This window comes from Curtobacterium sp. ABR8, assembly GCF_057812125.1.
The window spans coordinates 2,597,050-2,615,101 of sequence record NZ_CM173818.1; the positions used below are offsets into that span (position 1 = coordinate 2,597,050).

The window sequence follows — 18,052 nt, forward strand, 5'->3', positions numbered from 1 at the left end:
CAGCTGGCACCGTGCCTCCGGTCCGTCTCGCGCGGACGCTAGTTCTTCTTCGACGCCTGACGACGCTCGGCACGGTTGCCGGCCGCGGCGGCCTGGCCGGATGCCGTGGCCGCGTTGCCGAAGGCGGAGCCCTGCTCGGGCTCGGCAGCAGCCTCGGCCTCGGCCTGGGCCTGCTGCGCGCGCGCCGTGGCGGCCTGCTCGAGGCGACCCTTCTCGTCGCGGACCTCGACCTCGCCGTCGATCGACGGCGCCGAGTACTCGAGGCCGGAGACCTCGTCCTCACCGAGACCCTTGGCCTCGATCACGGCGTTCTCGCCGTCGGACTGCACCTGGACCTCGAGGTTGAACAGGTAGCCGACCGACTCTTCGCGGATCTGCCCCATCATCGTCTGGAACAGGGCGTAGCCCTCGCGCTGGTACTCGACGAGCGGGTCGCGCTGCGCCATCGCGCGGAGTCCGATGCCGTCCTTGAGGTAGTCCATCTCGTACAGGTGGTCGCGCCAGCGGCGGTCGATCACCGACAGGACCACGCGGCGCTCGAGCTCGCGCATGGCCTCGTCGCCGAGGAGTTCCTCACGCTGCTGGTACGCGAGCTTGGCGTCGGACAGGATCTCGCGGCCGAGGAAGTCACGCGACGCCTTGCCCTTCGAGCCGGCCTCGGTGATGACCTCGTCGATGGAGATCGAGATCGGGTAGAGCGTCCCGAGCTCGGTCCACATGGCGTCGAGGTCCCAGTCGTCCGGCGAGCCCTCACCGGTGTGGGTGTCGATCACGTCGTCGATGACGGCCTTGAGGAACGACTGCGCACGGTCGTGCAGGTCGTCGCCCTCGAGGATGTGACGACGGTCGCTGTAGATCGCCTCGCGCTGGCGGTTCAGGACGTCGTCGTACTTCAGGACGTTCTTGCGGATCTCGGCGTTCCGGCCCTCGACCTGCGCCTGGGCGGAACGGATCGCGCGGCCGACGAGCTTGTTCTCGATCGCCAGGTCGTCCGGCACGTTCGAGCGGCCCATCAGGCTCTCGGCGGCACCGGAGTTGAACAGGCGCATCAAGTCGTCGGTCAGCGACAGGTAGAAACGGCTCTCGCCCGGGTCGCCCTGACGGCCGGAACGACCGCGCAGCTGGTTGTCGATGCGGCGGGACTCGTGACGCTCGGTGCCGAGGACGTAGAGCCCACCGGCCTCGCGGACCTTGTCGCCCTCGACCTCGACCTCGGCCTTGACGCGCGCGAAGACCTCGTCCCACGCGGCCTCGTACTCGTCGGGGGTCTCGGTCGGCGACAGGCCCTTGGCGTGCATCTCCTGCACGGCGAGGAACTCGGAGTTGCCGCCGAGCATGATGTCGGTGCCACGACCGGCCATGTTCGTCGCGACGGTCACGGCGCCGAGGCGACCGGCCTGGGCGACGATCGCCGCTTCACGCGCGTGGTTCTTCGCGTTGAGGACCTCGTGCTTCACGCCCTTCTTGGCGAGGAGCTTCGACAGGTACTCGGACTTCTCGACGCTCGTGGTGCCGACGAGGACGGGCTGGCCCTGCTCGTGGCGCTCGGCGATGTCCTCGGCGACCTGTTCGAACTTCGACTTCTCGTTCTTGTAGACCAGGTCGGTCTGGTCGATGCGCTGCATCGGCTTGTTCGTCGGGATCGGGACCACGCCGAGCTTGTAGGTCGACATGAACTCGGCCGCTTCGGTCTCGGCGGTACCGGTCATGCCGGAGAGCTTCTGGTAGAGCCGGAAGTAGTTCTGCAGCGTGACGGTGGCGAGGGTCTGGTTCTCCGCCTTGACCTCGACGCCCTCCTTCGCCTCGATCGCCTGGTGGATGCCCTCGTTGTAGCGACGGCCCATCAGGATGCGGCCGGTGTGCTCGTCGACGATGAGCACCTCGCCGTTCATCACGACGTAGTCCTTGTCGCGCTTGAACAGGGCGACGGCCTTGATGGAGTTGTTCAGGAACGAGATGAGCGGGGTGTTCGCCGACTCGTACAGGTTGTCGATGCCGAGGTAGTCCTCGACCTTCTCGATGCCGGGCTCGAGCACACCGACGGTGCGCTTCTTCTCGTCGACCTCGTAGTCCTCGCCCGGGGTCAGGCGCTTCGCGATCGAGGCGAACTCGGTGAACCACCGGTTGGCCTCGCCCGAGGACGGGCCGGAGATGATGAGCGGGGTGCGGGCCTCGTCGATGAGGATCGAGTCGACCTCGTCCACGACGGCGAAGAAGTGGCCACGCTGCACCATGTCGGAGGCCTGCCACGCCATGTTGTCGCGCAGGTAGTCGAAGCCGAACTCGTTGTTCGTGCCGTAGGTGATGTCCGCGGCGTACTGCTCGCGGCGCTCGGCCGGCGTCTGGTTGGCGATGATGCAGCCGGTCGTCATGCCGAGGGCGCGGAAGACGCGGCCCATGATCTCGGACTGGTACGACGCCAGGTAGTCGTTGACCGTGATGACGTGCACGCCGCGCGACGGGATCGCGTTGAGGTAGGCGGCCGTGGTCGCGACGAGGGTCTTGCCCTCACCGGTCTTCATCTCGGCGATGTTCCCGAGGTGCAGGGCTGCGCCGCCCATGAGCTGCACGTCGAAGTGCCGCATGCCGAGGGTGCGCTTCGCTGCTTCCCGCACGGCGGCGAACGCCTCGGGCAGCAGGTCGTCGAGGGTCTCGCCGTTGGCGTACCGCTCGCGCAGCTCCTTCGTCTCGTCCTGGAGTTCCTCGTCGGTGAGGCTCGAGAAGTCGTCCTCGAGGTCGTTGATCGCCGAGGCGTACGCCTTCAGCCGGCGGACGGTGCGTCCTTCGCCGATGCGGAGGACCTTCTCCAGCACGTTTGCCACGTGAGCTCCTTACGGGGTCGTCGTGCGCGACCTGCGCGCCCGATCGACCAGTCATGCTAGCAACCCACCGGTGCCGTGCGCTGTGAGGGACGTCGGTGTGGGAACAGCGGTGTGCGCGGCCCGCGAACGGGCCGCGCACACCGGGTCGGACGAGGTCCGCGGCGATCGCGTCAGGCGAGCGCGGCGGCGGGCTCGGCGTCCGCCGACGCCGTGGCGCCGGTCTGGTCGTCGATGCCGATCACGCCGTAGTCCCAGCCCTTGCGCCGGTAGACGACGCTCGGGCGGTGGGTCTCGGCATCGACGAACAGGTAGAAGTCGTGCCCGACGAGCTCCATGAAGTACAGGGCGTCGTCGACCGTCATCGGGGCTGCCTCGAACACCTTGTGCCGGATCACCACGGGGCTGTAGACCTCGGTGTCGTCCTCCTCCGTCGTCTGCTCGTCGACGACGGGGACCGCGCCGGTGGCGACGTCCTCGATGAGTCGGCCGTCGGCGGGGACCACCCCCATGCCGTCGAAGGCGCTGCCGGCGGCCTCGGCCACCGAGGTCGGACGGTGACGACCGCGGTGCACCTTGCGCCGGTCGCGGGCACGGCGCAGGCGTTCCATGATGCGGGCGAAGGCGAGGTCGAAGGCGGCGTACTTGTCGGACGCCGCGGACTCCGCCCGCACGAGGGGCCCGGGACCGATGAGCGTGAGCTCGATGCGGTCCTCGCCCTGGCTGCCGCCGGACTTCTCGTGGTGGCGGCTGATGCGCACCTCGAAGGCGAGCGCACGGTCAGCGAGCACGTCGATCTTCTCGGACTTCTGTTCGACGTAGGTGCGGAATCGGTCGGTGACCCCGACGTTCCGGCCTGTGATCGTCACGTCCATGTCGCGGCTCCCATCGAGCTTCGGCGCGTCGCCTCCATCCGGCGAACCCGAACGCCTTGCCGCGAGGCTAGACCCGCGGCTGGTCCGGCGTCACGGTGCGGCGGCGAGTCCGCCGGACACTCACCGGACGCACAGTGGTCACCCGGTGTTCACCGAGGCGTCAGTCCTCGACGCTCGCGACGGCGACGCACCGGACGACCCGACCGCCCGCAGCCCGCACCGCGCGGACGCCCTCGGCCATCGTGACACCGGTCGTCACGACGTCGTCCACCAGCACGACGTCCCGCCCCTCGACCCCGTTGGCACGCAGCGTGCCGACGGTCGCCGCGACCCGCTCGATCGCCGTCCGTTCCTTCTGGCCCGGGCCACCGTCCGCAGGTCCGCCCCGTCCCCGCACCCGCCGGAGTCGCCCGGTGCCGCGGACGCCGCCGCGGGCGAGCAGCAGCACCACGGGGTCGAACCCGCGCCGCCGTGCCCCGGCCCGCGACGGCGGCACCCGCAGCACCACCGTGCCGGCAGGGGCCTCGGCGAGCGCCGCGCGGACGAGCGTGCCGAACCGACCGCCGAGTGGACGTGCCACGTCGACCCGGCTCCGGAGCTTCAGCTCGAGGAGCAGCGTGCGGACGAGCCCCTCGTACTCGAACGCGGCGTCGAGCCGGACCCCCGCGACGAGGCGCACCCGACGCGGGCGCGCGGCCAGGTCGGCGCGGCAGGCCCGGCAGAGCGCACGGTCCGGGCGTCCGCAGCCCAGGCACTCCACGGGCAGGAACAGACCGAGCACGGCGAACGCGGCGTCCCGCCACGGCGTGGGCGAGCTCGGGGCGGTCGCCTCCGCGGTGCTCGTCCCGGCGGTGGGCTGGTCCTCGGTGCGCATGCGACGAGTGTGGTGGCGACCGGACGGCGGGCACGGGCCGGCGGTGTGGACGGTGGACGGGCCTCCTGGCCGGGGTGGGTGTGGAGGGGAGACCGCGTCATCAGCGCTGGACGCCGAGCACGTCGGCGGTGACGCCGGTCGTGTCCCAGCCACCGCCGGTGGACTGCAGCACCGACCCGCTCGACATCCGGAGGAGCAGTGCACCGCCGCTCCCACCGCTGATCGACGTCGCGCGACCGTCCGGCTTCGGCAGGGTGCTCGACTGGCCGCCGATGGTGGTCCGCACCACGTTCGGCCCGGCCGTGGTCTGCCCGACCGAGGCCACGTCGGTGTCGTTCACCCACGTCGCCCCCACCGCGTCGCCGGTGGCCGCCTGCACGCGGACGGCTGCACCGAACGACGTCGGCGACCGGTCGGACCCGCGGATGACCGCCATGACGTACAGGCCGGGGCCGTCCGCGGTCTCGATCAGGGCGAGTGCCCGGGTGGAGTCGCGGGACACCTGGAACGACACGAGCTCGCCGCGCGGCAACGACGTCGCGACCTGGTGCGGGTCGCCGCCGAGGCCGTACGCGGTGATCCGGCGGGTGTCCGACGACTGGCCGACCCAGACGAACCCGAGGTCGTCGATCGAGGGGGCGACCAGGTCCTCGCGCGCGTCGACGCGCAGGTGGTCGTCGCCGCGCACGACGACGACGCCGTCGCGGTTGCCGACGGCGGCCGTGGTGCCGGAGGCGGACAACGCGATCGACGTCGGGTCGAGGTCGGCCACGGTGTCGCCGACGCCGCCGCCGAGCTTCGCGACCTTGCCGGTGCCCGTGGCCGCGTAGCCGACGACGCCGTCATCGTCGACGAGGGGTCGGGGGTCGACGTCCGGGTTCTGCTGCGCGTTCGCCCCGCCCGAGTCGGGCACGGACACGCTCGCTCCCTCGATGGTCATCGACACCGACGAGATCGTGGCGACCGAGGCGAGCGACTTGCTCAGCTGCTCGCGCATCCGGACGCGGTCGACGGTGCTGGCGCCCAGGGCATCGCTGGAGAGGTCGACGAGCGCGGTGCCGCTGTCGATGGTGACGGCGTTCAGGGAGAGCTGGGTGCCCTCCGGGAACGACGAGACCACGGCGCCCTTCAGCCAGTCGGCGGGGCCGGCGAGCAGGGCGCTGGCGATGCGCGTGCTCGTGGACGAGCGGGCGAGGAACCAGCGCTCGTCGGGCACGAGGAACCGGAACGTCGGGTCGTAGAAGTACAGGGCGTGCTGCTGGAAGACCGAGTCGAAGCTGACCGGGGACAGGATGATGCCGTCCGGGGCGTAGGCGATGCGCCACTCGCCGTCCTCGCGGGTGAACTGGAACGTCAGCGTGGACGAGGTCGGGCGGACCGCCTGCGTGTACTCCCCCTCGGAGTCGACGGTGGCGCTCGCGGTGAGCGTGTACGTCAGCTCGCGGTCGTCGGCGCGCTCGACGGTGCCGCTGCCGTCGCGGATCGTGACGCCCTGGCGCGGGTTCCACTGCTGCGAGAAGTCCGAGGCCAGGAACTGCCGGGCGATCGCGTAGTTGTCCTGCGCGCCGGTGGCCGCCGCGATGAACCCGCGCAGGATCGCCGTCTGGTCGGAGCCGGTGATCGGCTTGTCCGGCCGGAAGTCGACGCCGGAGAGCGACTCGTCCTTGATCGTCTGGCCGGTGCGGACGGCGCCGTCGACGGGGATGGCGGCGCAGGCGGTGAGCGCCAGCACACTGACGGCGGCCAGTGCCGCGGCGACGACGTGCCGGAGACGGGGGCGCATCAGGACTCCTCTCGTACGGCGCGGGGGCCGTCGTACGACTCGTCGAGCTCGGGCAGCGGGATCGCCGACGTCGCGGCGGTGCCCTGTTCGTTGCGGGGCAGGGTGAGCACGAACGTCGACCCGTGACCTGGGCGGGACCACACGTCGATCCGACCACCGTGCAGCTTCGCGTCGCCCAGGCTGATCGCGAGACCGAGACCGGTGCCGCCGATGGTGCGCTTGCGGCTCGGGTCGGCCCGCCAGAACCGGTCGAACACCCGGGCGGCGTCCTCCGGCGGCATGCCGACGCCCTGGTCGCGCACGGCGATGGCGACCGTGCGGGCGTCGCTGTCGACGACGACCTGGACGGGCTTGGCATCACCGTGCTCGATCGCGTTGCCGACCAGGTTGCGCAGGATGCGGCGGACCCGCTTGGCGTCGAGCCGCATCGTGGTGTGGCCGCCCGGGGTGGCGAGCTGCAGGTCGATGCCGGCCCGTTCGGCGAGGGGGCGGAACTCCTCGACGATGTCCGCGGCGAGCGCCGCGGGCACCGACGGCTCGGTGTCGAGCTGGACGGCCTGGGCGTCGTAGCGGGAGATCTCGAGCAGGTCGGCGAGCAGCAACTCGAACCGTTCCACCTGCGCGTGCAGGAGCTCGGCCGAGCGACCGACCGACGGCTCGAACGCGTGCCGCGAGTCGAAGAGCATGTCGCCGGCGAGCCGGATCGTGGTGAGCGGGGTGCGCAGCTCGTGGGACACGTCGGACACGAAGCGCTGCTGCACGCGGGAGAGCTCGGCGAGCTGCGTGATCTGTCGGCTGACCGCCTCGGCCATGCCGTTGAAGCTGCGCGCGAGGGTCGCCAGGTCGTCCTGGCCGCGCACCGGGATGCGTTCGTCCAGACGGCCGGCGGCGATCTTGCGGCTCGTCTCCGCTGCCTCGCGGATCGGGACCACGACCAGCCGGACGACGAGCGAGGTCACCAGGGCGATGAGCACCATGAGCGCGACGCCGCCGATCGAGAGCGTCTGCGACACGAAGTCCAGGGTCTGCTGCGCGTCGGACAGGTCGTAGACCAGGTACAGCTCGTACTGGCCGGCGCTCGGGATCTGCAGGGTGGAGCCGACGGCCAGCCCGGGGACGCGGCGGCCGTCGTCGTCGAGCTGCACGGGCTGCAGGCTGAGCTTGCCGGTGTTCGCGCCGACCTCCTTGCGCAGGGCGTCGGTGATCACGGCGTCCGGGAAGTCCTGGCTCGCGATGGTCTGCAGCGTCTGCGGGGTGGACTGGTCCGGGCTCCGCTCGATCGCGATGCTCGTGCCGCCGGGGCTGGTCGTGTTCGACAGGATCGCCTGCTGCGCCTCGTTCTGCAGCGTCTCGAGCTCGGACTGGTTGTTGTCCTCGGCGGCGGTGGCGGCGTCGAAGATCCCCTGCGCCACGATGGTCGCCCGGGCCGACTCCGACTCGATCTGGTCGCGGCGCTGCGAGTAGACGTTCGTCGAGATGCTCACCATGACGGCGGTGCCGATGATCGCGACGGCCAGTCCGGTCGTCATCACGGTGATGGCGACCGAGCGGAACATCAGGGACCGTCGCCACACGTACGCGACGGGCCGCCAGCCGCGCCGGACCCAGCGCCGCATCCGTCGCCGACCGCGGCCGACCACGCCGATCGACACGGTGGCCGCGCCGGGGGCGGCACCGGATGCCGTGCCGGGACCGGTGCCGGCGGGCGGGGCGGGCGGCACGGTGGTCAGGCTCCTCCGGCGCGGTACCCGACGCCGCGGACCGTGGTGACGGTCTTCGGGTTGTCGGGGTCGTGCTCGATCTTCGCGCGCAGGCGCTGCACGTGCACGTTCACCAGGCGGGTGTCGGCCTTGTAGTGGTAGCCCCAGACCTGCTCGAGGAGCATCTCGCGGGTGAAGACCTGGTTCGGCTTCTCGGCGAGCGCGCGGAGCAGGTCGAACTCGAGCGGGGTGAGCGCGATGACCGTGTCGCCGCGGCGCACCTCGTGCCCGGCGACGTCCACGGTCACGTCGCCGACGTGCAGCACCGTGGCGTCGGTGGCGCTCGGTCGGAGCCGGGTGCGGATGCGGGCGACGAGCTCCTTGGGGTTGAACGGCTTGACGACGTAGTCGTCGGCACCGTTCTCGAGGCCGAGGACGACGTCGGCGGTGTCGCTCTTGGCGGTGAGCATGATGATCGGCGTGCCGCTCTCGGCGCGGATGCGCTTGCAGACCTCGATGCCGTCGATGCCCGGGAGCATCACGTCGAGCAGGACGAGGTCCGGCTTCGTGCTGTGGAACGCGTCGACGGCGTCGTTGCCGTCGGCGCTGAACTCCGGTTCGTAGCCCTCCGAGCGGAGGACGATGCCGATCATCTCGGCGAGGGCCTGGTCGTCGTCGACGACGAGGATGCGCGGTGTCATGTGATGTGGACTCCGTGTGGCGTGCGGGTGGTGCCGGGTCGGCACGTGTCCCCACACGATAGCCGAGGCCCCGTCACGCGGCGTTTTCCGCCAGGATGGACGTGGACCGCGCGTCGCAGCGCGGACCGACACGACGAAGGGGGCCGAGGTCATGTCCGATTGGCAGACGCCGGGCGGTGGACGGCAGGGTGCAGGACAGCAGGGTCCGTGGCAGGGGCACGAGCAGCCGGGAGGCCCGCCCCGCTCCTCCGCGCCGCGACCGCCCGCCCCGGGGCCGGGTCGACCGCCCGGCGACCGACAGCCGTCGGGCTCGCGTCCGGTGATCCCCCTCCGCCCGCTCGGGCTGGGTGACGTCCTCAGCGGCGCGTTCACGGTCTTCCGCAGGAACGCCCGCGTCCTGCTGCTCTGGAGCGTGCTGCTCAGCGGCGTGCTCGGGCTGCTCTCCACCCTCGTCAGCACCTTCGGCCAGCAGGCGCTGCAGTCGCGGATGATGACCGCGTTCGACGGCAACGGCGGTGGCGACACGATCGTCGCGGGCTCGGTGACGCTGTGGATCCTGCTGACGATCGGCCTGCCGTTCCTGGCGTACCTCGGGCGCGGGTTCCTCGTCGCGCCCGTCGCCGCGGACACCGGGCAGCGCGTGCTCGGCCGCCGTGCGACGTTCCGGGGCCTCTGGGCGTTGCTCGCCGGGCGGCGGTGGCCGGTCGTCGGGTGGATGTTCGTGCAGATCGGCGCGGGTCTCGTCGTCGGCATCGTCGTCGTGGTGGTCTTCGTCGCGTTCTTCGCGGCGCTCGGCGCCGGGGACGCCAGCGCCGGGTGGTTCGTGCTCGCCGTCTTCCTGATGGTCCTCGGCCTCGGCGTGGTCCTGACCTGGCTCGGCATCCGCTTCGCCTTCACGGTGCCGACCATCGCGCTCGAGGGCCGACCGGTGTTCGCCGCCGCCGCGCAGTCGTGGCGGCTGACCCGCGGTGCGTTCTGGCGGACCTTCGGCATCCTCCTGCTCGTGCAGGTGGTGTTCGGCGTCGCGGCGTCGATCGCCTCGGCGCCGCTCACCATCGGGGCCGTGCTCGTCGGCGGGGTGTTCGACCCGCTCGGGCAGACCGACGCCTCATCGGGGATCGGTGGCGGCGCCCTCGTCCTGATCGTCATCGGCAGCCTGCTCGCGATCGCCGTGCAGTGCATCACCGACGTGCTGAGCGCGGCGGTCGTCACCTTCCTGACCATCGACCGGAGGATCCGGACCGAGGCCCTCGACCAGCGCATCGCGTCGCACCTGGACACCGGGCAGCCGGCCGACCCGTTCGCCCCGTCGGCACCGGTCGCCCGACCGCCGTGGCCGCAGCAGCAGTGGGCCGGGCAGCAGCAGCCCTGGGCCCAGCAGCAGCCGTGGGCCCAGCAGCAGCCGCAGCAGTGGCCCGGACAACCCCCGCAGGCATGGCCCGGACAACAGCAGGCGCAGCAGCCCTGGCCCGGGCAGCAGCAACCGTGGCCGCACCACCCGCCGCAGCAGGGACAGCACCGTCCGCCGGACGGGACCGCATGACCGCGGTCGACCCCGACGAGGCCCGCCGCCTGCTCGAACGCGAACTCGATCGGCCCGCCTACGACGGCGCCCACGTGACCTGGTGGGACCGCGCGTCACGGACGTTCCTGGACTGGCTCGGGTCGCTCCGCGCCGACGGACTCGACTCCCCCGTCGCAGCCCGCACGGCCCTGGTGATCGCGATCGTGGTGCTCGTCGCCGTCGTGGTGCTCGTGGTCGTCGCCCGCGGGCTCCCCCGACGTCGCGCACGCAGCGGCACGGACGACACCGGCGGGGTGTTCGACGACGACGACCTCCGGTCCGCTCGGGAACTGCTCGACGCCGCCCGGTCCGCGATCCGCCGGGGCGACTGGTCGGCCGCGGTCCTCGACGGCTTCCGTGCGACCGTTCGCGGCCTCGGCGAGCGCGATCTCGTCCCCGACGTCCCCGGTGCCACCGCCCGGACCATCGCCGCCCGCGCAGCCGTCCCGTTCCCCGCCGAAGCCGCCGCCCTCGACGGCGCCGCCACGGCCTTCGACGCCGTCCGCTACCTCGGGCTCGACGCCGACGAGGCCACCGCCCGGCGGGTCCTCGACACCGAGCACGCCGTGCGCCAGGCCCGTCCGGCCAGGTCCGCGGGGCCGGTGGTGCCGGCATGAGCACCAGCACCGCCACCGCCACCGCGACGCCGCGCTCGGGCGCACCGGCACCGGAGCAGCCCGAGGGTCGCCGGTTCCGGTTCGGCTTCTGGGCCGCGATCGTGGTCGTCGGACTCGTGCTCGCCGTGCTCACCGCCGTGGTGCAGGGCGCCGAGGGCCCGGACCGCCGGCCGCTCGACCCGACGTCCACCACGGCGAGCGGATCGGCTGCGCTGGTCCGTGTCCTGGAGCAGCGGGGCACCTCCGTCCGGGTCACCGACCGTGCAGACGGGATCGATGGCGGCACGGTGTTCGTCGACGACTCCGACGGGGTCCTCGACCCCGCGGTCGCCGAGCGCATCGCCCGGACCGCGGAGCACGTGGTCCTGGTGGGTGGCGACTCCACGCCGTTCACGTCCTTCGGGCTCGACGTCACCACGGCGACGGCGCCCGGGGGCGGCGACACCGTGTCGACCGCGTCCTGTGCGATCCCGGCCGCGGCCTCGGCAGCGCGGGTGTCCACCGACGGGTACGGCTACACGGTGGACGACCCCGACGCGGACCGGTGTGCGCCGTCCGGCAGCGGCGACGACCGGGCCTGGGGACTCGCCCGCGCGGCGACGCCCGGCGGTGACGTCACCCTGGTCGGCACCACGTCGGCCCTCCGCAACGACACGATCACGACCGCCGGGAACGCCGCGCTCGCCCTCGGGCTGCTCGGCGCTGACGACCGCCTCACCTGGTACACGCCGACCGTCGGCGCGCCCGACGCGGCCCCGACGCTCGGCGAGCTCGCGCCGCCGTGGGTGCCGAGCGGCATCGCGCTGCTCGCGCTGGTCGCCGTCGCCGCCGCGGTCTGGCGCGGCCGCCGCCTCGGGCCGCTCGTCGTCGAACGGATGCCCGTCGTGGTCCGCGCCGCCGAGACCACCGAGGGCCGGGCCCGGATGTACGCCCGCACCCACGACCGTACCCACGCCCTGGACACCCTCCGCGTCGCCGCGGTGCGCCGGATCGGTCGGCTGCTCGGACTCCCCCGCTCCGCGCACGTCGACGACGTCGTCCGCGCCGCAGCCCGCGCGACCGGCATCCCCCACGACCGCGTCGGCGCCGTCCTCGTCGGCGGTCCGACCACCGACGACCGCGCCCTCGTCGAGGGTACGAGGGCACTCGACGACCTCGAACGGGCCGTCCGACGATCCGCCTCGGGCGACCGTCCCAGCACCGACCACGACCGACCAGGAGCACGACCGTGACCGACCTGCCAGCAGCCCCCGACCAGCACGACCGACCCCGGCAGGACCCCGTCCCGGGCGACGCCGGCCTGCGCGACGCCTTCGGGCGCGTCCGGGCCGAGGTCGCCAAGGCCGTCGTCGGCCAGGAGGGCGCGGTGTCCGGCATGATCGTCGGACTCCTGGCGCAGGGGCACGTGCTGCTCGAGGGCGTCCCCGGCGTCGCCAAGACCCTGCTCGTCCGCAGCCTGGCCGCCGCGATGTCGCTCGACACCAAGCGGATCCAGTTCACGCCGGACCTGATGCCCGGCGACGTCACCGGGTCGCTCGTGTACGACGCCTCCACCGGGACGTTCCCGTTCCGCGAGGGACCGGTCTTCACCAACGTGCTGCTCGCCGACGAGGTGAACCGCACGCCCCCGAAGACCCAGTCCGCCCTGCTCGAGGCCATGGAGGAGCGGCAGGTCAGCGTGGACGGCGACGCCCGGCTGCTGCCCGACCCGTTCTTCGTGGCCGCGACGATGAACCCGATCGAGTTCGAGGGCACGTACACGCTCCCCGAAGCGCAGCTCGACCGCTTCCTGATGAAGCTGACGCTCGACATCCCTCCGCGCGACGTGGAGTGGCAGGTCCTCCGCCGGCACGCCGACGGCTTCGTGCCGCGAGACGTCCGGTCGGCCGGCATCACCCCCGTGGTCGGCGTCGACGAGGTCCTCGCCGCGCAGCGCGCCGTCCGTGCCGTCGGTGCCCGCGACGACGTGCTGGCGTACATCGTCGACCTCGCCCGCGCCACCCGCCAGGCACCGTCCGTCCGGGTCGGGGTCAGCCCGCGCGGTGCGACGGCCCTGCTCGCCGCGGCGAAGGCCTGGGCGTGGCTCACCGGCTACGACGCCATCACGCCCGACCACGTGCAGGCGATGACCCTGCCGGTCTGGCGGCACCGGCTCCGGGTGGCCGCCGACGCCGAGCTCGAGGGCGTCGGCGCCGACGGGGTGCTCCAGCAGGTGCTCGAGCAGGTGCGGGTGCCGATCTAGTGGCGGTCTCCGGCCGGTTCGTCGCGCTGCTCGCCGTCGCGATCGTGCCCACCGTGCTGCTCGCCAGCGGGTGGGCCGGTCTGGCGTGGGTCGTGGTCGTGCTGCTCGCCGCCGCCCTCGACGTCGTGCTCGCCGCCGACCTGACACGCGTGCGCGTCGAACGGCGCATGCCACGACTGGCCCGGCGCGACAGCACCGCCGACGGCACGCTCGTGCTCGCGAACGACGGCGGGCGCGTGCTCCGGGGCATCGTCCGCGACATGTGGGAACCCTCCGCCGGACACCGGCCGCGCCGGATCCGGATGACGGTCCCCGCGGGTGAGCGACGGACGGCACGGATGCGGTTCACCCCGTTCCGCCGCGGCCGCCGACGCACCGCCGGCGTCGCGGTCCGGGCCTTCGGTCCGCTCGGTCTCGCCGCTCGACAGCGGGTGGTGGCGGCTCCGGGTGAACTGGTCGTGACCCCGCCGTTCCGCTCGCGACGGCACCTGCCGTCGCGGCTGGCCCGGTTGCGCGAGCTCGACGGCGAGACCACCCTGCAGCTCCGCGGCCACGGCACCGAGTTCGACTCACTGCGCGACTACGTCCGGGGCGACGACGTCCGCTCGATCGACTGGCGGGCGACCGCCCGACGGCAGGACCTCGTGGTCCGCACCTGGCGTCCCGAGCGCGACCGCCGGGTCGTGGTCGTCGTCGACGCCGGACGTGCCGGAGCCGGCAGGGTCGCGGACGAACCACGCCTCGACACCTTCATCGAGTCCGCACTGCTCCTCGGCGCCCTGGCCGCAGCCGCCGGAGACCGGGTCGACCTGGCGGTCCTCGACGACAGCGTCCACGACCGCGTGCACGGCGCCACGCGCACCGACGTCGTCCAGCGGTTCGGCGAGGCCCTCGCGATGGCGGAACCCGGACTCGCCGCGACCGACTGGTCCGCGGTGCCGGCGCTCGTCGACTCGATCACGACGTCCCGAGCGCTCGTCGTCCTGGCGTCGAGCCTCGACTCGGTCGGTGCCTCCGGTGACCTGCTGGCGGTGCTGCCCCGGCTCACCCGGCGGCACGCCGTCGTGGTGACGAGCATCGAGGACCCGGCGGTGCAGCGGACCGCGCGCGGCGGGGTGGACCCGGCCACGACGGTCCGCACGGCGCGGGGCGGACGCGTGCCGGGCCTCCCAACCGGCGCGGAGCGCGACGTGTACCGACGGGCCGCCGCCGAACGCACGCTGCTCGATGCCGACGGCGTCGCCGACGTCGCACGACGCGCCGGCGCCGAGGTGGTCCGCGGCGGACCGGAGGACGTCCCGCCGCTCGTGGCGGACGCCTACCTGCGCGCGAAGGCCACGGGCCGGCTCTGAACCGACCCGCCGCTACCCGGCGACCAGCGCGGACGTGCCCCGCTCGAACTCGTCGAGGTCGCCGCGCTCCCCGGCGCGGTACGCACGGCCGCCGAGCACCCACTGGTACGCGAGGACCGCTGCGAGCGCGACCGTCCCGATGCCGATCTTGACCGGCCACGGCCAGTCCTGGCGGGTGACGACGCCCTCGACCAGGCCGGAGAGCAGCAGGGTCAGCGTCAGGCCGACCGCGATCGTGATCAGCGCTCGGCCGTCCTCGGCGAGGGCCTGCGCGCGGGTGCGGTGCGGACCCGGCGCCACCCAGGACCAGAAGATCATCAGGCCCGCCCCGCCGGCGAGGAACACCGAGTACAGCTCGAGCTGACCGTGCGGGGCGATGTAGAGGAAGAAGTCGGCCAGGCGACCCTGCGAGTGCATGATCGCGGCGGACACCCCGAGCCCGACGGCGTTCTGCATGATCGAGAACGGCACGAAGACGCCCGTGATCCCGAACGCGACCATGGTCGCCGCGATGTACGCGTTGTTCGTCCACACCTGCGCCGTGAACGCGCCGAGGCCGTGGTCGGAGTAGTAGCCGACGAAGTCCTGCGTGGCGTACTGGTGGAGCGCCTCCGGGGTGCCGAAGGTCGCCGTCGCCCCCGGCGTCGTCGTGATCCACACGGCCACGATCGCGGCGATCGCCGCCGTCGCCAGCGCCACCCAGATCGTCACCCAGCGGATCCGGTACAGCGCAGCGGGCAGTTGCCGCGTGAAGAACAGGGCGACCGCGGTGAGCGGGTCGACCGGGGTGCCGGTGAAGCGCAGACGGGCGCGGTACAGCGTGAGGGACAACCGGTCACCGGTCGCCGTCCGGGGCGCCGCACCGCGGATGCGGGCCAGGTCCGTCGCGGCGGCCTGGTAGCCGGAGACGAGCTCGTCGACGTCGGCACCGGTGGTGTGCCGGGCGCGCGCGAGGCGGTCGAGTTCCTGCCACCGGTCGCGGTGCACCTCGGCGTAGGCGTCCAGGTCCACGTGTTCCCCCTCGTGTCGGCCGACTTCCGACAGAATGATCCCATGTCGAAGCCCCGCACGCCGCGCGACCTCGCCGATGCCCGGTTCTCGCTCGCCCTCGACGAGACCGCCGACGAGCTCGTGGTCGGTGAGGCGGTCGCGCTCGACGTGCAGCCCGCCGGACTCGTGCTGCGGTTGGCGTCGGCCCTCCTCGACGGGGTGTGCCTGCTCGTCCTGTACCTGCTCCTGGTGTTCGGGGTGTCCCGGCTCTGGCCGAGCGGCGTCGACGACGCGTGGGGCGCCGCGCTGAGCATCACCCTGTTCGTCGCCGTGCTCGTGCTCGTGCCGGCCGCCGTCGAGACGGTGACCCGGGGCCGCAGCGTCGGGCGGTACGCGGTCGGCACCCGGGTCGTCCGCGTCGACGGCGGTGCCATCGGGTTCCGGCACGCGTTCACCCGCGCACTCGTCGGACTGTTCGAACTGTGGATGACGTTCGGGTCGGTGGCGCTGCTCGTCGCACTGTTCGGCAGCCGTCCACGGCGACTCGGGGACCTGCTCGCCGGCACCGTCGTGCAGCACGAGCGGCTGCCGAAGCAGCGTGACCCCCAGGTCGTGCTGCCGCCGGAGCTCGCGGCCTGGGCGACGGTCGCGGACGTCTCGGCGCTGCCGCAGCGGCTCGAGAACCGGCTCGGCGCGTTCTTCCGCGGGGCCGCCGTGATGCGCCCCGAGCTCCGGGAGTCCGCCGCCCGCGCGCTGGCCGCGGACGTCGCGGCCTTCGCCCACCCGGTGCCCCCGGTCCCCGCCGAGGTGTTCCTCGCCGGTGTCGTCGTGCTGCGGCGCGGGCGGGACGTGCAGGCGCTGCGCTCCCGCGTCGCGGTGCTCACCGCGGCGGGGGCGTCGGCATCGGCGCGGCCGCCGGGCTTCCCACGCTGAGGCGCTGAGGCGCTGGCGCGACCGCTCAGTAGCGGTAGTGCTCCGGCTTGAACGGTCCCTCGACCGGGACGCCGATGTACGCCGCCTGCTCGGGACGCAGCTCCGTCAGCTCCACCCCGAGGGCGCCCAGGTGCAGGCGCGCGACCTTCTCGTCCAGGTGCTTCGGCAGCACGTAGACTCCGGTCGGGTACTCGTCACGACGGGTGTGCAGCTCGATCTGCGCCAGGACCTGGTTCGTGAACGAGTTGCTCATCACGAACGACGGGTGCCCGGTGGCGTTGCCGAGGTTCATGAGCCGCCCTTCGGACAGCACCAGGATCGACCGACCGGTCGGCAGGCGCCACTCGTGCACCTGCGGCTTGATCTCGACCTTCTCCACACCGGGCAGCGACTCGAGGCCGGCCATGTCGATCTCGTTGTCGAAGTGCCCGACGTTGGCGACGATGGCCAGGTGCTTCAGCCCGAGCATCTCGTCGACGCCCACGACGCCGAGGTTGCCCGTGCAGGTGATGACCATGTCGACGGTGTCGACGACGTCGGCCAGTCGCGCCACCTGGTAGCCGTCCATCGCGGCCTGCAGCGCGCAGATCGGGTCGACCTCGCTGACGATGACGCGGGCGCCCTGGCCGCGCAGTGCCTCGGCCGCCCCCTTGCCGACGTCGCCGTAGCCGACGACGAACGCGACCTTGCCGCCCATCAGGACGTCGGTCGCCCGGTTCAGGCCGTCGGGCAGCGAGTGGCGGATGCCGTACTTGTTGTCGAACTTCGACTTCGTGACGGAGTCGTTGACGTTGATCGCCGGGAACCGCAGCTGCCCGCTCCGCGACAGCTCGTACAGGCGGTGCACGCCCGTGGTGGTCTCCTCGGTGACGCCCTCGATGTCCGCGGCGATGCGGGTCCAGCGGTCCGACGACGTCTCGAGCGACGCGGCGACGGTGTCGAGGACGATCTTCCACTCGGCGCTCGCGTCGGCGCCGGCGTCGGGAGCAGCACCAGCCGCTTCGGCGTCGGCACCGGTGTGCACGAGCATGGTGGCGTCACCGCCGTCGTCCAGGATCAGGTTCGGACCGGCCCAGTCGGCTCCGGCGGCGGCGGCCTCGGCGGTCCAGTCGAAGATGCGGCTGGTGCACCACCAGTACTCCTCGAGCGTCTCGCCCTTCCACGCGAACACGGGGACGCCTGCTGGTGCGTCTGGCGTGCCGGTCGGCCCGACCGCGACGGCCGCGGCGGCTTCGTCCTGCGTGGAGAAGATGTTGCAGCTCGCCCAGCGCACCTGCGCGCCGAGGGCGACGAGCGTCTCGATCAGGACGGCGGTCTGCACCGTCATGTGCAGCGATCCGGCGATGCGCGCGCCGGCCAGCGGCTGCGACGCACCGAACTCCTCGCGCAGGGCCATCAGGCCCGGCATCTCGTTCTCGGCGAGGCGGATCTGGTGGCGGCCCGCCTCGGCGAGCGAGAGGTCGGCGACGCGGTACGGTGCTGCGGTCTGGGCTTCGGTGGGCATGCCCATCAGTCTTCCATGCCGGGAGGCGCGGGTCCCCAGCCGACGTCGGTCACCTCCCACGGGCTTCCCCTCCCACCACCGCTGGTGCGTCGCGCAGG

14 protein-coding genes are annotated in these 18,052 nt (G+C 72.7%); 6 read left to right on the forward strand and 8 right to left on the reverse strand.

The window, feature by feature from the left end:
• Positions 1–38 precede the first annotated feature (38 nt).
• The 6 genes from secA to mtrA all read right to left on the reverse strand — a co-directional run bounded on the left by secA (position 39) and on the right by mtrA (position 8,752).
• Positions 39–2,822 (reverse strand): preprotein translocase subunit SecA, encoded by a 2,784-nt coding sequence (gene secA, locus ACXKZB_RS12345; RefSeq protein WP_123313692.1) that lies wholly within the window; start codon positions 2,820–2,822, stop codon positions 39–41.
• Between the two features lie 170 nt (positions 2,823–2,992).
• A complete protein-coding gene (hpf, locus tag ACXKZB_RS12350) occupies positions 2,993–3,694 on the reverse strand; it encodes a ribosome hibernation-promoting factor, HPF/YfiA family (RefSeq protein WP_123313693.1) in 702 nt (233 codons plus the stop codon).
• A 160-nt stretch (positions 3,695–3,854) separates the two neighbouring features.
• Positions 3,855–4,568 carry a ComF family protein gene (locus ACXKZB_RS12355; RefSeq protein ID WP_488823307.1) on the reverse strand — a complete coding sequence of 238 codons (714 nt, stop codon included), beginning with the start codon at positions 4,566–4,568 and terminating at the stop codon, positions 3,855–3,857.
• Between the two features lie 100 nt (positions 4,569–4,668).
• On the reverse strand, positions 4,669–6,351 hold the full coding sequence (locus tag ACXKZB_RS12360) for an LpqB family beta-propeller domain-containing protein (protein WP_488823308.1): 1,683 nt from the start codon (positions 6,349–6,351) through the stop codon (positions 4,669–4,671).
• Positions 6,351–7,967, reverse strand: coding sequence for an MtrAB system histidine kinase MtrB (gene mtrB / locus ACXKZB_RS12365; protein ID WP_488825890.1), 1,617 nt, complete (start codon positions 7,965–7,967; stop codon positions 6,351–6,353). The genes ACXKZB_RS12360 and mtrB overlap by 1 nt, the downstream gene beginning before the upstream one ends.
• 110 nt (positions 7,968–8,077) lie before the next feature.
• Positions 8,078–8,752: an MtrAB system response regulator MtrA gene (gene mtrA / locus ACXKZB_RS12370; RefSeq protein ID WP_123292246.1), complete on the reverse strand. Its 675-nt coding sequence runs from the start codon at positions 8,750–8,752 to the stop codon at positions 8,078–8,080.
• A 319-nt stretch (positions 8,753–9,071) separates the two neighbouring features.
• On the opposite strand from mtrA, the gene ACXKZB_RS12375 reads away from it, so the two are divergent.
• Genes ACXKZB_RS12375 through ACXKZB_RS12395 form a run of 5 tightly spaced genes read left to right on the forward strand, consistent with a single transcriptional unit; the run spans position 9,072 to position 14,527 of the window.
• Entirely contained in the window at positions 9,072–10,295 is a 1,224-nt protein-coding gene (locus tag ACXKZB_RS12375) for a glycerophosphoryl diester phosphodiesterase membrane domain-containing protein (RefSeq protein WP_488823309.1), read from the forward strand.
• A complete protein-coding gene (locus ACXKZB_RS12380; RefSeq protein ID WP_488823310.1) occupies positions 10,292–10,933 on the forward strand; it encodes a DUF4129 domain-containing protein in 642 nt (213 codons plus the stop codon). The genes ACXKZB_RS12375 and ACXKZB_RS12380 overlap by 4 nt, the downstream gene beginning before the upstream one ends.
• A complete protein-coding gene (locus tag ACXKZB_RS12385) occupies positions 10,930–12,165 on the forward strand; it encodes a DUF4350 domain-containing protein (protein WP_488823311.1) in 1,236 nt (411 codons plus the stop codon). The genes ACXKZB_RS12380 and ACXKZB_RS12385 overlap by 4 nt, the downstream gene beginning before the upstream one ends.
• 5 nt (positions 12,166–12,170) lie before the next feature.
• Entirely contained in the window at positions 12,171–13,175 is a 1,005-nt protein-coding gene (locus tag ACXKZB_RS12390; RefSeq protein ID WP_410004035.1) for an AAA family ATPase, read from the forward strand.
• Positions 13,175–14,527 (forward strand): DUF58 domain-containing protein, encoded by a 1,353-nt coding sequence (locus tag ACXKZB_RS12395; RefSeq protein ID WP_488823312.1) that lies wholly within the window; start codon positions 13,175–13,177, stop codon positions 14,525–14,527. Before ACXKZB_RS12390 ends, ACXKZB_RS12395 begins: the two co-directional genes overlap by 1 nt.
• A gap of 12 nt (positions 14,528–14,539) precedes the next feature.
• Here ACXKZB_RS12395 and ACXKZB_RS12400 read toward each other — a convergent pair whose 3' ends face one another.
• On the reverse strand, positions 14,540–15,538 hold the full coding sequence (locus ACXKZB_RS12400) for a stage II sporulation protein M (protein WP_488823313.1): 999 nt from the start codon (positions 15,536–15,538) through the stop codon (positions 14,540–14,542).
• 42 nt (positions 15,539–15,580) lie between these two features.
• Between ACXKZB_RS12400 and ACXKZB_RS12405 the strand changes: the two genes are divergently transcribed.
• Positions 15,581–16,450: an RDD family protein gene (locus tag ACXKZB_RS12405; protein WP_340196400.1), complete on the forward strand. Its 870-nt coding sequence runs from the start codon at positions 15,581–15,583 to the stop codon at positions 16,448–16,450.
• 25 nt (positions 16,451–16,475) lie between these two features.
• On the opposite strand, the gene ahcY is transcribed toward ACXKZB_RS12405, so the two are convergent.
• Complete coding sequence (gene ahcY, locus ACXKZB_RS12410; RefSeq protein WP_488823314.1) at positions 16,476–17,954, reverse strand: adenosylhomocysteinase; 1,479 nt, start codon at positions 17,952–17,954, stop codon at positions 16,476–16,478.
• Positions 17,955–18,052: the final 98 nt, after the last annotated feature.

Bases quoted from the DNA above. Each gene is read 5' to 3' on its own strand.
- hpf (WP_123313693.1), bottom strand. From the start codon at position 3,694: ATGGACGTGACGATCACAGGCCGGAACGTCGGGGTCACCGACCGATTC.
- ACXKZB_RS12355 (WP_488823307.1), bottom strand. From the start codon at position 4,568: ATGCGCACCGAGGACCAGCCCACCGCCGGGACGAGCACCGCGGAGGCG.
- ACXKZB_RS12360 (WP_488823308.1), bottom strand. From the start codon at position 6,351: ATGCGCCCCCGTCTCCGGCACGTCGTCGCCGCGGCACTGGCCGCCGTC.
- mtrB (WP_488825890.1), bottom strand. From the start codon at position 7,967: ATGCGGCGCTGGGTCCGGCGCGGCTGGCGGCCCGTCGCGTACGTGTGG.
- mtrA (WP_123292246.1), bottom strand. From the start codon at position 8,752: ATGACACCGCGCATCCTCGTCGTCGACGACGACCAGGCCCTCGCCGAG.
- ACXKZB_RS12380 (WP_488823310.1), top strand. From the start codon at position 10,292: ATGACCGCGGTCGACCCCGACGAGGCCCGCCGCCTGCTCGAACGCGAA.
- ACXKZB_RS12385 (WP_488823311.1), top strand. From the start codon at position 10,930: ATGAGCACCAGCACCGCCACCGCCACCGCGACGCCGCGCTCGGGCGCA.
- ACXKZB_RS12405 (WP_340196400.1), top strand. From the start codon at position 15,581: ATGTCGAAGCCCCGCACGCCGCGCGACCTCGCCGATGCCCGGTTCTCG.
- ahcY (WP_488823314.1), bottom strand. From the start codon at position 17,954: ATGCCCACCGAAGCCCAGACCGCAGCACCGTACCGCGTCGCCGACCTC.